The sequence below is a fragment of the Propionispora vibrioides genome (assembly GCF_900110485.1).
Classification (GTDB): domain Bacteria; phylum Bacillota; class Negativicutes; order Propionisporales; family Propionisporaceae; genus Propionispora; species Propionispora vibrioides.
On the sequence record NZ_FODY01000007.1, the window covers coordinates 44,468 to 57,947 of the forward strand.

The 13,480-nt window shown below is 51.4% G+C and carries 12 protein-coding genes; 1 reads left to right on the forward strand and 11 read right to left on the reverse strand.

Annotation, left to right across the window (positions count from 1 at the left end):
* The first annotated feature begins 1 nt into the window (after window position 1).
* A complete protein-coding gene (locus BMW43_RS07660) occupies window positions 2-1,387 on the forward strand; it encodes a PhoH family protein (protein WP_091745417.1) in 1,386 nt (461 codons plus the stop codon).
* 74 nt (window positions 1,388-1,461) lie between these two features.
* Here BMW43_RS07660 and BMW43_RS07665 read toward each other — a convergent pair whose 3' ends face one another.
* From BMW43_RS07665 to BMW43_RS07710, 11 genes are all read right to left on the reverse strand, one after another.
* Entirely contained in the window at window positions 1,462-2,430 is a 969-nt protein-coding gene (locus BMW43_RS07665; RefSeq protein ID WP_091745419.1) for a metal ABC transporter substrate-binding protein, read from the reverse strand.
* A gap of 174 nt (window positions 2,431-2,604) precedes the next feature.
* Window positions 2,605-2,748 (reverse strand): hypothetical protein, encoded by a 144-nt coding sequence (locus tag BMW43_RS21050; protein ID WP_177173501.1) that lies wholly within the window; start codon window positions 2,746-2,748, stop codon window positions 2,605-2,607.
* A gap of 124 nt (window positions 2,749-2,872) precedes the next feature.
* Window positions 2,873-3,532: a phosphate signaling complex protein PhoU gene (gene phoU, locus BMW43_RS07670; RefSeq protein WP_091745421.1), complete on the reverse strand. Its 660-nt coding sequence runs from the start codon at window positions 3,530-3,532 to the stop codon at window positions 2,873-2,875.
* Window positions 3,533-3,559: 27 nt separating this feature from the next.
* A complete protein-coding gene (pstB, locus tag BMW43_RS07675; protein ID WP_091745423.1) occupies window positions 3,560-4,315 on the reverse strand; it encodes a phosphate ABC transporter ATP-binding protein PstB in 756 nt (251 codons plus the stop codon).
* A gap of 353 nt (window positions 4,316-4,668) precedes the next feature.
* Window positions 4,669-5,361, reverse strand: a complete 693-nt coding sequence (locus BMW43_RS07680) for a response regulator (protein ID WP_091745425.1) — start codon at window positions 5,359-5,361, stop codon at window positions 4,669-4,671.
* Between the two features lie 124 nt (window positions 5,362-5,485).
* Entirely contained in the window at window positions 5,486-5,758 is a 273-nt protein-coding gene (hbs, locus tag BMW43_RS07685; protein ID WP_091745427.1) for a non-specific DNA-binding protein Hbs, read from the reverse strand.
* A gap of 106 nt (window positions 5,759-5,864) precedes the next feature.
* Window positions 5,865-7,346, reverse strand: a complete 1,482-nt coding sequence (yabN, locus tag BMW43_RS07690; RefSeq protein WP_091745428.1) for a bifunctional methyltransferase/pyrophosphohydrolase YabN — start codon at window positions 7,344-7,346, stop codon at window positions 5,865-5,867.
* A 16-nt stretch (window positions 7,347-7,362) separates the two neighbouring features.
* A complete protein-coding gene (locus tag BMW43_RS07695) occupies window positions 7,363-8,961 on the reverse strand; it encodes a putative polysaccharide biosynthesis protein (RefSeq protein ID WP_091745430.1) in 1,599 nt (532 codons plus the stop codon).
* A gap of 183 nt (window positions 8,962-9,144) precedes the next feature.
* The gene (gene spoVT / locus BMW43_RS07700; protein WP_091745432.1) at window positions 9,145-9,711 is read right to left on the reverse strand and encodes a stage V sporulation protein T; all 567 of its coding nucleotides are present in this window, start codon (window positions 9,709-9,711) and stop codon (window positions 9,145-9,147) included.
* 83 nt (window positions 9,712-9,794) lie between these two features.
* Window positions 9,795-13,112: a transcription-repair coupling factor gene (gene mfd / locus BMW43_RS07705; protein WP_091745434.1), complete on the reverse strand. Its 3,318-nt coding sequence runs from the start codon at window positions 13,110-13,112 to the stop codon at window positions 9,795-9,797.
* Window positions 13,113-13,222: 110 nt separating this feature from the next.
* The gene (locus BMW43_RS07710) at window positions 13,223-13,462 is read right to left on the reverse strand and encodes an anti-sigma-F factor Fin (protein WP_091745436.1); all 240 of its coding nucleotides are present in this window, start codon (window positions 13,460-13,462) and stop codon (window positions 13,223-13,225) included.
* Between the last annotated feature and the right edge of the window lie 18 nt (window positions 13,463-13,480).

Below are 13,480 nucleotides of genomic sequence, written 5' to 3' on the forward strand. Positions count from 1 at the left end.
ATTGAATAAGTATTATGTACTGGATACGAACGTACTGCTTCACTCTCCTCAGTCACTATTTGCTTTCAATGAACATACCGTCATTATTCCTGAAGTTGTTCTCGAAGAATTAGACCGCTTTAAAAGTGAATCCAGCGACCGCGGCGCCAACAGCCGCGAGGTCAGCCGGATTCTTGACCGGTTTCGCACACAAGGCAACCTGCTGGCCGGCGTTCCTTTGTCCGAGCAGGGCGGGAGCTTACGCATCGAAACCAACCATCTGGACACCACACTGCCACCCCATTGGGATCGCAGCAAAGGCGATAACCGTATTCTCCAGGTTTGCAAGGGCTTTATGGAACAGGGCCACCCCACCATCCTGGTAAGCCGTGATACCAACATGCGAGTCAAAGCGACCATTCTAAAGATACAGGCAGAAGATTACCTGAACGATAAAGTTGCCAGTATTGAAAAACAGTATACCGGCCGTCTGGTCGTATACACCTCCTCCGAAATCATCAATGTCTTTCATGACGACGATAGTCATACCATTTCCCCCGAAGCTCTGTTCGTTTATGATGAACCCAGCCACACAGTAATTCCGGCGACACTGGAAACCAACCAGTTTCTTCTGATCAAGTCCACCGACAACGAGCGGCATACCGCGTTGGGACGGTTTGACGGCAAACAGGTCGTCCATCTGCGTTACGCCAACCGCAACCCCTTTGGCGTGATTCCCCGCAACATCGGCCAGATCTTTATGCAAGAGTGCCTGATGATGAGCGCCGCCGAAGCTCCGCTGGTCATTATCAAAGGGCCGGCCGGAACGGCCAAGACCTTCTACGCCCTGGCGGTGGGCCTCTATAAACAGCTCGAATGCCGCCCCCGGGATTACCACCACCTCTTAATCTGCCGCCCCAATATTCCGATGGATGAGGACATCGGGTTTCTGCCCGGTTCGGAAAAAGAAAAAATTGATCCCTATATGCGGGCTGTACGGGATAATCTCTTTTTACTGCTGGCCGGCCACAATATGACGGAGGCCAAGGAAATCGCCCAGGCTGAAGATACCGTGCAAATGCTGTTCGACAAACGGACCATTCAAACCGAAGCACTGGCTTATCAACGGGGCCGTTCGCTGCAAAAATACTGGATGATCCTGGACGAAATGCAAAACTCCACGCCCCGCCAGGCCAAAGGGGTGATCACCCGTCCCGGTTTGGGCACAAAAATCATCCTGCTGGGCGACCCGGAACAAATTGACCATCCCTTCCTCGACAGCCGTTCCAACGGCCTGTCCTATGCCAGCGAAAAAATGCGCGGCTCCAAGCTGTGCTTCCAGGTGACGCTGCAGCACGACGAATGCGAGCGGTCACCGCTGGCTGCCGAAGCGGCCCTGCGCCTGTAAAAACCGTAAAAGGCTGCTGTGTCAGGAAACTCTCCTGTCACAGCAGCCTTTCTCACACCCGTTGGCGCTCAGGACTATTCCTGCAGCGCCTTTTTCAGGTTAACCAGATTCTCCCGCATAACGGTCAAATAGTTTTTCCCTTGCTTCAATTCGTCTTCACCGAGGCTCTCCACCGGATTGAGCACCAACAGGCCGGCACCGGTTTCTTTCGAAATGGTCTGGGCCAGCTTGGGGCTGACAATGGTTTCGAAGAATATGTATTTTACATTATGTTCGCGGCAGAACTGCACCACATTGGCCATTTTCTCCGGTGTCGGTTCACTGTCCGGCGAAAGTCCCATGATGGCAACCTGCTGCAGATTGTACCGTTTAGCCAGATAGCCAAAGGCGGCATGACTTGTAACAATATCCCGGCTGGACACGTTGGCCAGCGTCGTCCGGTATTCCTGATCCAATGCTTGTAATTCGGCTTTGAACTTTTCACCGTTCTGTTCATAATATGCCTTATTCTGAGGATCAGCCTCACTCAGGGCCTGCACAATCGTATCCACTTCCTGCTGGGCCGCAACAGGGTCCAGCCATACGTGAACATCCATGTGTTCATGGTGGGTATCCTTAGCCGCATGCTCCGCTTCCTGCCCGTCAGCTTCCTCCTCTTCAGCAGGTCCTTCCATCAACGGAATACCCCGGCTGACCTCCACGGCTTTCGCATCACCCAGCACATCGGGTTTTAGCAGCTTATCCACCGGTTCCAGTCCGGCACTCTGGTATAAAAAGAGTTTGGCGGTTTTTATCCTGGCCAGGTCTTTAGGACTTGGCTCCCAGTCGTGAGGTTCGGCACCGGGTGGAATGAGCATGCTGACCTCTGCCTTATCACCGGCTACCTGCTTGGCAAACTCATATACCGGATACATGGTGGTCACCACCTTCAGGCCGGAACCTGCCGTGGCGGTACTGTCGGCCTGTTTGCCGCAGCCTGAGAGAAAAAGCGCTCCGGCCGCCACAACTGCCACAATCATCCACAATAAGCGAACTGACTTCATAACATCCTCCTTGATCGTATCTTTGGTTAATAAGAATATTCTTATTAAAGTATAGAGTAAAAAAAATCCTTCGTCAAGCTACATGAGAATTTTTTTCGTTAGCTGACAAGCAACCCCCCGGCCTCAGCCGGGGGGTTGCAAGAAGGTTAATGATATATCCGAAAAAAAGTGTCCTTAATCCAGCAGTTCATCCTTTACATATTTTGCAGCCGAGTAAAGCAGAACTCCTGCCGCCACCATTTTCACAATGGCGGGCATATCCATATCGGAATGCCGGCGTCTGGAACAATGACGTTGTTTTATCATTCTTTCAAACATAACACCACCTCCTCAGCTACTATTGTAACCAATCTTGAATGCTGGCAGACAAGAAAAAAATGTGAATTTATCCGATGGTTAAGCCTCAGAGGGTGCCAAAACACCCGCTGAAGCAAGTCCCCGTCTACTTTTTGCGAAGCCGTTCGCCGGTAGCCAGATAAATCGTCCACTCGGCAATGTTAGTGGCATGATCGGCAATGCGCTCCAGGTATCTGGCCACAAATAGAATTTGCGTGGCCTGGCTGATGGTAGCCGGCTTTTCCATCATGTAAGTCAACAGTTCGCGGACAACCTGATGATAGAGTGAGTCCACTGCATCGTCGGCCTGGCACACTTCTTCCGACTGCGCTACATTCAATGTCGTATAGGCCTCCAGCGAATCCTGCAGCATCTTTTGGGCCAGTTTGGCCATGCGGGGTATATCCATCAATGGCTTAATCAAAGGCTCATCGGCAATTTTCAAAGTGATTTTGGCAATATCATACGCATGGTCTCCCATGCGCTCCAAATCGGTAGTAATCTTCAGCCCGGTACCGATGATGCGAAGATCGCGCGCCAACGGCTGCTGCCGGGCGATTAAGACCATGCATTTGTCCTCAATATCAATTTCCAGCCCGTCGATGGCGTCATCCCCTTCCATGACCTTGCGGGCCAGGGCGCGGTCCTGGGTAGAAAGGGAGAGCACCGCTTCTTCAATCGCCCGGACCACCATATGGCCCATTTGCAGAATCTCCTGTCGCAGCGCCTCCAATTCCTGATTATAACCTTGTCTGGTACTTGGCATGCTTTTCCCTCCTCCAAAGCGTTCTCATTAACCGAACCGCCCGGTAATGTAATCCTCGGTCCGTTTATCCTGCGGCTTGGTAAAAATAGCATCGGTCTTGCCATGTTCCACCAGTTCGCCGTTTAAGAAAAAGGCGGTCTGATCCGATACCCGGGCCGCCTGCTGCATATTATGCGTTACCATGATGATGGTATACCTGTTTTTCAGCTCGGTAACCAACTCTTCAATCTTCATCGTCGATATGGGGTCAAGAGCCGAACAAGGTTCATCCATCAGCAGCACTTCCGGTTCTACGGCCAGCAGCCGGGCGATACAGAGACGCTGCTGCTGACCGCCTGACATGCCCATGGCTGACTGATGCAGCCGGTCCTTGACCTCTTCCCACAACGCCGCGCCTGTGAGGCTTCGTTCCACAATATCGGCCAGCGTCGCTTTATTGGTGATGCCATGAATCCGCGGCCCGTAAGCGACATTATCAAAAATCGACATGGGAAATGGATTAGGTCGTTGAAATACCATCCCCACCCGTTTGCGCAGCATAACCACGTCGGTTCCCGGCTGCAGCACATTCACGCCGTCCAATAAAATCTCGCCTTCAATCCGGACATTCTCCACCAGATCATTCATCCGGTTGATTGTCTTAATAAAGGTGGATTTACCGCACCCCGACGGTCCGATCAGGGCCAGCACACTGTTTTTTACCACACCGAGGGAAATCTTCTTTAACGCCAGCATATCCCCGTAATATAACTTCAACTTATTCGCCTGTATTTTATAGTCCATCTTGGCTATACCCTCCTGCTAGCGGACCGTCTACGCAGATGGTCCACCAGGTGTTTTGAGCGGTGTTGCCGCCTATATTGTGCACTATACCATAAATACAGGGGCCTGATTGTTAAGTTTTGATTAAAATTAAAAAAGCGCGAACCGTCCGGATGTAATCCTCAGGTTCGCGCTGATGCTACAAATACCAGGTACCACTGATTAATTCACGCTGCGCGTCCTGACGGATCTTTTTCCGCCTGGCTGCGTCAGCAAAACCTTGAAATAGGGGCCACTATTCCCGCGGTTTTACTTCCTTGCCTGACGGAAAAATCTCTCGCCAGGCCGACAGGTTAATTTTAATCAGCGGTTACCTAGATCTCCCGAAAACGGTAGCCGACGCCGCGCACCGTTTCAATCGCCTCGGCAACTTCGCTGTCTTCCGCCAGCTTGGCCCGCAGGTGCCGGACATGAACATCGACCGTCCGGGTATCGCCAAAGTACTCATAGCCCCATACTTTTTCGAGAAGTTGTTCTCTGGTATACACTTTCCCGATGTTTGTAACAAATAATTTCAAAAGTTCATATTCCTTCGGGGTAAGCTCCAGTTTCGTCTTGTTGAGAAACACTTCATAACGGCTGAAGTGAAACCGCAGACGGCTAACGGTAAGCTCACCCGTGCCGGCCGGCTCCTTCTGACTGCGCCGCAGCACGGCCTTTACCCGGGCCACCAGTTCACGGGGACTGAATGGCTTGGTCATATAATCATCAGCCCCCAGCTCAAGACCGATGATTTTATCAATCTCTTCCGTCTTGGCTGTCAGCATAATAATCGGAATACCAGCCGTAGCCTGTTGGTTTTTTAGGCTTCGGCACACCTCCAGACCATCCAGTTCGGGCAGCATCAAATCAAGCACGATCAAATCCGGCTTGTTCTGTCGGGCCGTCTGTAAAGCAACGGTTCCGTTATCCGCCTCTAAAACCGCGTACCCTTCCTTTTGCAAATTAAACTTTACCAGTTCTCGTATGGCTACTTCGTCATCGACTACAAGAATGTTGCCTGTCATGTCATCACTACTCCTTACTGACCGGCCAGTTATCAGAGGTGTCATGAATAATATGGCATTCATGGTGCTTTCATTTAAATAAAAACCAGGTTAGATAACCTGGTTTTTGAGACTGCCACTTATTTTAATTCACGGCATCCTTTAAGCCTTTGCCAGCCTTGAAGACCGGGTTTTTAGAAGCCGGAATAGTAATCTCGGCACCGGTTTGAGGATTGCGGCCCTTTCTTTCTTCGCGGGTTTTTACCTCGAAAGTACCAAACCCAATCACCTGTACTTTATCATTCTGGGCCAAAGCTTCTTCAATAGTAGTAAACAGGGCGTTGATGGCCTTCTCTGCATCCTTCTTGGTTAAATCGGATTTTTCAGCAACGCTGGCTACTAATTCAGTTTTATTCACAAATCCATCCTCCTCACGAAAATCGTTACGAATAGCATTATTCGCTGTTCATATTTTTATTCCTGTCTAATAGTAAAAAATTTACCTAAAATCAGTAATTTTTTTATTATTTTTTGGAAAATTCCCCGTTTTTCACCTCCGCTTTCTTCGCTTGCTCCCAAAATTCATCTAATTCAGCCAGTGTAAACTTGTCCCAACTGCGATTAGCAAGGGCTACCTGCCGTTCGACATAAGAAAACCGATTAACAAATTTATTGTTCGTCCGGGTCAAGGCAATTTCCGCATCAACGGTTAAAAAACGCGCCAGATTGACGACGGCAAACAGGACATCACCCAATTCCTCTTCCACAGCCGGGCTCTGCCCTTCCCGCACGGCTTCCTGCAGCTCAGCAAGCTCCTCCGATAATTTTTCCCAAACCGGAGCAATATTATCCCAGTCGAAACCAACTTTAGCTGCTTTTGCCTGCAATTTGGCCGCCCGCGCCAGGGCGGGGAAATGAATTGGAATACCGTCCAGCACCGACTTTTGTCCGGCGTGGCTTTTTTCCCGTTTTTTGATGGCTTCCCAGTTGACAACCACTTCCGCGGCGTCCCGTACCAAAATGTCGCCAAACACGTGAGGATGGCGACGGATCATCTTTTCCACCACCTGGTCAACTACATCCTGCATAGAAAAAGCACCGGTTTCTTCCGCCACTCGGGCGTGAAAGACAATCTGCAGCAAAAGATCGCCCAACTCTTCGCACAGCTTGTCCCGGTCACCCAGTTCGATGGCCTCCAGAACCTCATAAACTTCTTCCAGCAGGTATTTCCGCAAAGTGGCATGATCCTGTTCCCGGTCCCACACACAGCCTTCCGGTGAACGCAGTTTGGCCATGACTGCTACCAGCGGCTCTACGCTAAACCGCTGCTGCGTATCCGGCACGGCAGGTACGTACACGCTGGTCAAATGATCAATAAACGGCAGCCTGTCCAGTTCATACAGCGGTACCGTCACCAGCTTTTCATCCACCAGTCCCAGATTTTGCACGACGGTGATCAACACATCGTCGGGGTAAAAATCCATTAAGGACAACTTGGTTTCCGAAGCTACCTGGCGATTGTAAACCTGTGTCACTACCAGTGCCGTCCGCCGATCCGGCGCCACCTGCCCGATATCGGCCGCGTCCAGCACGGTAAGGCCGTCAATCGGATCGACCCCCAGTCGGGTGTACAGGACCTCCAGAAAGCTCATGCCCGGCAAGACCGTTACCGGGATGTTCCGCTCCTCGGCCATTTGCTGAATAAGCGTCACCGTTTTTTCAGCGACCAGAGGACTGCCCGGCACGGCGTAAACCACTGACTTTTCGGCAGCCTGCCACAGACAATCGGCCGCGATCGCCTCATAGACTTCAGCAAAACTGTCTTTTTCCTCATACAAGTAATCATAGCTGATAAACCGGATACCCCGTTTCTCCAGCTCGTTTACCGTCGGATGCTTGGCCGTGCGCAACAGCAAGGCTTCCGCTTGCGTAAGCCGTTCCAGCGTATCGAGTGTCAAAAGACCGAAAGAGCCTGGTCCCAGACCGATAATAGTAATATCCCCCATAATATGCCATTCTCCTTTATTTTTTCTTAAATAATTGCAAGTGTCTCAGCAGCTTTGCCAAAAAGGTCCCTGCCTTAGGAATTCCCGCCACATCCCGTTCCTCGACACCGCCCAGCAGCAGCAGGCTAGCGCCATACACCAGACTGCCTGCCGCAATCGCTGCCAGTGTCGCCATAGTATTATTCAGCCAGGCGGACATGGCCGCATCATATGTATATATTACCATAATACTCATCAGGATAGTGGCCATAATCGTTTTTGCCGTATTACCAAGCCTTGGACAAAAGCCGGTATACCGGTAGACAAAATACAGATTGAGCAGGGCGCCTACCGCAAAGTCCACATTGGTGGCCCAGGCAGCCCCCTGAATGCCCAGCGCCGGCAGCGCTGTCAGATACCAGCTCAAACCAATTTTTACGGCTGCCGCGATCAGCATATTGACCAGCGGTATGGCCGTGCGCCCCAACCCCTGCAGTACGCCGGTGCTGACCTGATGGATACCCAGAAAAACAACGCCCACCGACAAAACCCGCAGTGAAATTCCCGCCTCCGGCGCGCCATAGAGCATCGCCGAGATGGGTGTGGCCAACAGATACATCCCGGCAAAGCTGGGAATGGTAATCAGATTGGCAATTTTGATTGCCTTGGCTACCCGGTTTTGGATATGGCCGCTGTTTTTCAGCGTAAACGCCTCCGCCACCGAAGGCACCAGGCTGGCAGCCAACGAACCGGTCAGGATAGTCGGCAAATTGATCAGGGCCGTCGCCATACCGGTCAGATAGCCAAACAGTTCTGTCGCTTCCTGAATGGAAAATCCCGCCGCTTCCAGACGGGCCGGCACAATTAAAAGGTCAATGCTGGATACGACCGGCAGCATAATATTGGCCAACGATACGGGCAATGCCAATTTCACAATCCGCTTCATAATCCGCCAGCCCGAGTCCCGGCCGTTCACCGTTTCCCGTGGCTGCGGCAGATATGGCCGGCGATGCCAATAATAGTACATCAGCACAACCAGACCGGCCGCCGCTCCGGGAGCCGCCCCGAAGCTGGCGCCAGCCGCTGCATATTCAAGGCCCTGCGGCATCAGCACATAGGCCAGCCAAACCATGACCGCCACCCGCACCAGTTGCTCCACAATCTGCGACACCGCGGTCGGCGTCATCTGTTGCAAGCCCTGGAAGTATCCCCGGTAGCTGGACAGCACGGTTACAAAAAAAATAGCCGGCGCCAAGGCGGCAATGGCGTAATACGCCCGGGCGTCTCTGATCAACTGGTACTCGACAAGCCAGCCGGCCCCCCAATATAACAGCAGACTGGACAGCAGACCGGTAACCGCCAGCACACTCCAGGATATCCGAAATACCCGGTTGGCGCCGCCGATATCACGGACGGCGATTTTCTCGGCCACCATAATGGAAATGGCAATCGGAATACCCGCCGACGATAAGCTCAGCGCCAGCAAATAAATTGGATAAGCCATTTGATATAAACCAATGCCTTCACCGCCCAACAGCCGGGATAATAAAATACGGTTCACTGAACCGATCAGTTTCACGATGATCCCGGCAGCCGTGAGGATTAAGGCACCGCGCAGAAAATTATCTTTGCTCACACCATTCTCCCTCTCTGTTTCCACCTCCTTACTAATATATTGAACCTCTGCGGTAAAATATCCCTGCTAACGAAAAATTCCCGTCGCCGGCCCGAGGTTCATAGGAGGGAGACACCGGAACCCCTGGCAGTGATATAAAAAAGTAGCGAACAAAGGTCCGCTACCTGTTGATCACCTATTCAATTATTGCGACATCTGCTTAGCCAAAAAGCCTGCTGCAGTTTCGGCCAGCTTGGTTTCCATATCGGCCATCTGGACGCCCGCCTGTTTGGAACAGATCACCACCGCACCGATTGCATCACCTTCCACAATAATCGGGGCAATGACTTCCGCCGTAAACTTGCAGGTTTCCCCCTCATCGCAGACAGTAACACAATCCTTGCCATTCTTTTGTTCGCCGGGATTATTAATCAGCACGGTCTTACGTTCTTCCATGACCTTTTCAATGGCCGGTCCTAGCGGCTTATTGAGAAATTCTTTCTTTGATGCCCCTGCCACGGCTACGATATTGTCTCTGTCGGCAATCAAAATGATCTGTCCGATTGCTTCATACAAAGAGTCAGCGTACTCCTTCGCAAAATCCCCTAATTCTCCTACCGGAGAATACTTCTTTAAAATAACTTCTCCCTCACGGTCCACATATATCTCTAACGGATCACCTTCACGAATCCTTAATGTTCGTCTGATTTCTTTCGGGATTACTACTCTGCCAAGGTCATCAATTCTTCTCACAATACCAGTTGCTTTCACCAGTATCCCCCCTTTTCAAACAGTATTTGACATTTCAGTTCAGTGATAGTATATATCCTGCATAACACTTTTATTCATGACCTTCAAGCCGGTAAAAAACGGTCTGTCGACGAGATAACCGCCGGATTTTCAAGCAATTCGAGCTTTTTTAGCAACCAGGGGCACAGGGATTTATCAGATAATTTTGCTGTTTTTACCTGTATGCTGCCCGGCGGTCCGGGAAACATGGTAACCCGGCCAGGCAGGCTTTCTTTCAGCGCCAGAATTCGCTCAATCTCCACATTCGGCTTCTCGCTGAACGTCATATCAATATAATGGGGTTTCTGAATAATCGCCCGGATACCCAACTGACGGGCCTTATTTTTCATACGGGCAATGGTTAAGAGGTTCATGACGCATTCCGGCGGCTCACCAAAACGATCGATCAGCTCATCCAGCAATTCGTTCAAATGCTCGTCGCTGCGGCTGGCGGCAATCCGCTGATATATTTCTATTTTATGCATGGCATCGCCGATATAGTCACCGCTGATATAGGCTTCCACCTGAAATTCAAGCACAGGTTCCACCGGCACTTCCACTGTTTTGCCTGTTTTCAGTTCCTGAATCGCCTCATCCAGCATGTGGCAGTACATTTCAAAACCGACATTGACGATATGACCATGCTGCTGGGCGCCTAATATATTACCTGCCCCCCGGATTTCCAAATCCCGCATGGCGATCTTGAAGCCGGCGCCCAGTTCGGTAAACTCCTTAATGGCTTGCAGGCGCTTTTCCGCCACTTCGGTCAGCACCTTGTCCTGCCGGTAGGTAAAATAGGCAAACGCCATTTGGTGGGACCGTCCCACCCGGCCCCGCATCTGGTAAAGCTGAGAAAGGCCGAAATAATCGGCGTCATAAATAATGATGGTATTGGCATTGGGTACATCCAGCCCGTTCTCGATGATACTGGTGCAGACCAGTACATCGTCATGGCCCTCATAAAAATCAAGCATAACCTGCTCTAAAATTTCTTCCGGCATTTGTCCGTGAGCGCATTTAATCTTGGCATCAGGCAGCATATCGCTTAAATGCTTCGCCATTTTGTCGATGGTCTGCACCCGGTTATACACAAAGTACACCTGCCCGCCCCGTTTCAGTTCCCGTTTAATGGCCTCACGAATCATTTCGTCATGATATTCAACCACATAGCTCTGGACCGGGAACCGGTTTTCCGGCGGCGTTTCAATAATGCTCATGTCCCGCGCACCGACCAGCGACATATGTAAGGTACGGGGAATCGGCGTGGCGCTCAGTGTCAGCACATCAATCCCGGTACTCCATTTTTTCAGTTTTTCCTTTTGGGCCACACCGAAGCGCTGCTCCTCATCGACGACCAGCAGGCCGATATCCTTAAATACCAGATCGGAATTTAAGATCCGGTGTGTCCCGATCAAGATGTCAACCTGACCAGCTGCCAGCTTTCTCAACGTTTCCTTCTGTTCCTTGGCGCTGCGAAACCGGCTGATCACATCCACCGTCGGCCCAAAGCCGGATATGCGTGAGCTAAAGGTCTGGAAATGCTGCTGGGCCAGTACGGTAGTCGGTACCAGCACCGCCACCTGCTTGCCGCTCATGACTGCCTTAAAAGCCGCCCGGATGGCTACCTCGGTCTTGCCGAAACCAACGTCACCGCACAGCAGGCGATCCATGGGCCGCTGTTTTTCCATATCGGTTTTAATTTCCTTGATGGCCTCCAGCTGGTCGGGAGTTTCCTCAAAGGGAAAAGCGTCTTCAAACTCCTTCTGCCAGGGAGTATCCGGCTCAAAGGCAAAGCCCGGCAGCACTTGCCGCTCGGCATAGAGAGCCACCAGTTCCCTGGCAATATCGGCAACCGCCGCTTTGGCCCGGCTCTTGACCTTCAACCATTCGCTGCCGCCCATACGGTGCAAACGCGGGATTTCACCTTCGGCACCGATATACTTTTGCAGCAAATGAACCTGATCGGTGGGCACATACAGTTTGTCTTCCCCGGCATAGCGGATATGCAGATAATCTTTGTGAATACCGCCGACATCCAGCGTTTCTACCCCGACATATTTCCCAATACCGTGATTGACGTGTACTACATAGTCCCCGACATTAATATCACGGAAATAAGTAATTTTCTTTTCCTTGGCCACTCTGAGACGGGGCTTTTTCTTTTGCCGTCCGAAGATATCCAGTTCGGTAACGACCGCCAGCCGGGCCTGCGGCAATTCAAAGCCGGTGTGCAGCACGCCGGTGGCAATCAGCACCGTATCGACACTCTTGGCCGTCAACTCATCGCCAACAACCGATTTAATGCCAGCCTGCATCAAATTTTGCTGCATGGCGGCCGCCTTGTCCCGGGAGGACAGCAAAATAACCGGCAGGACCTTCCGTTCCAGCCAGCTTTTCAATTCGCTAAAAAACATATCCATTTGCTTATGAAATGGTGCAATCCCCTTGGCGGTAATGCCGGTAATCCTTGCCGGTTCAGTTTGCGGTGTTTTCTGCAGCATCAGCGACAGATAGACGACAGAATACGGCTTGGCCGCATTGGCCAGATCGGTCCAGCCAAAAACCTTTCGTTTGAGTTCGGGATTTTCTTTAACGACCTGGCTGACTTGTTCCCGGATGCGAGCCGGTTCATCGAACACCACGGTTCCGCCCGGCGGCAAATAGGAGAAAAACGTCGCCGGCTTACCTTCATAGGCCGGTTCCAGCAGCGGTAGAATATCCACCTGATCCAGATTGTCCACCGACCGTTGCGTCGCCGCGTCAAAGGCACGCAGCGAATCTACCTCATCACCAAACAACTCCAGCCGGACAGGCAGTGATTGGTTTACCGCAAAAATATCAATAATGCCGCCGCGGGCCGAAAACTGGCCCATGCTATCCACCTGATCAACCCGTTCATAACCTAACTGTACCAGTGAATTCAAGAGCTGCTCCCGATTGATCTCGTCATGAATGCTCAATGACAGCCGGCTGTTTAAAAACTCCTGGCGGGGTGGCGCCTTCTGGATAGCCGCCTGGGCCGTAGCCAGTACAATCATGATATCGCCCCGGGCTATGCGGCCCAATACGTTCATCCGGCGGGCAAACAATTCGGCGCTTTTAGCCGTCACGGTAAAGGTTACGATATCAATAACCGGCAGTTCCACTACCTCTACGGCAGGCAGCAGCGTCGCCAAATCCTCCCGGATTTGCTCCAGATTGTCATAGGTTCCCGTAACCACAACCAGCGAACGGGGCTTGGCTAAAAAAGCAGTCGCCAGCAGCAGGCTTTTTTGACTGCCCGTAACCCCGTATACCAGACTTTGTTCTTTTTCTGATGTAAATCCGGCAACAGCTTGCATCAGCGCCGGATCGTTCTGAACCATTTCTGTTAAAATCTTCATAAGCACCTCTCGTCCCACAGCAAAAAGAGGCTTTAGCCAGTGCTAAAGCCCTAGTAAGTATGTTGATCCCTCATCGGGATGAGCTCTACCCTTATTCTATATTGTACTCATTAATGCAAAAATCTATGACCTGTTCCCCGGTCACCCGCATCCTGAAAGCCCAGATACTCGATGCACTTATCGCAAAGCGATTGCACCTGCATGATGCCGGCAGCCGTATCGACTTTAATTATATCCTGGCGTTCTTTTGCCGTCAAGCAATCAAACCCAAACTTCGCATCATCCACTTCTTCGACTTCAATCTCATCGATTGGCTCACCGCAGCAATCGCAAGTATAGTAGATTCTCACGTTCTCGCGCCTCCACTG

What these genes read in the sequence shown, in the direction of transcription:
- BMW43_RS07680 (WP_091745425.1), bottom strand. Translation starts at nt 5,361, where the DNA reads ATGACAGGCAACATTCTTGTAGTCGATGACGAAGTAGCCATACGAGAA.
- yabN (WP_091745428.1), bottom strand. Translation starts at nt 7,346, where the DNA reads ATGGGGGATATTACTATTATCGGTCTGGGACCAGGCTCTTTCGGTCTT.
- BMW43_RS07665 (WP_091745419.1), bottom strand. Translation starts at nt 2,430, where the DNA reads ATGAAGTCAGTTCGCTTATTGTGGATGATTGTGGCAGTTGTGGCGGCC.
- phoU (WP_091745421.1), bottom strand. Translation starts at nt 3,532, where the DNA reads ATGCCAAGTACCAGACAAGGTTATAATCAGGAATTGGAGGCGCTGCGA.
- mfd (WP_091745434.1), bottom strand. Translation starts at nt 13,112, where the DNA reads ATGAAGATTTTAACAGAAATGGTTCAGAACGATCCGGCGCTGATGCAA.
- BMW43_RS21050 (WP_177173501.1), bottom strand. Translation starts at nt 2,748, where the DNA reads ATGTTTGAAAGAATGATAAAACAACGTCATTGTTCCAGACGCCGGCAT.
- pstB (WP_091745423.1), bottom strand. Translation starts at nt 4,315, where the DNA reads ATGGACTATAAAATACAGGCGAATAAGTTGAAGTTATATTACGGGGAT.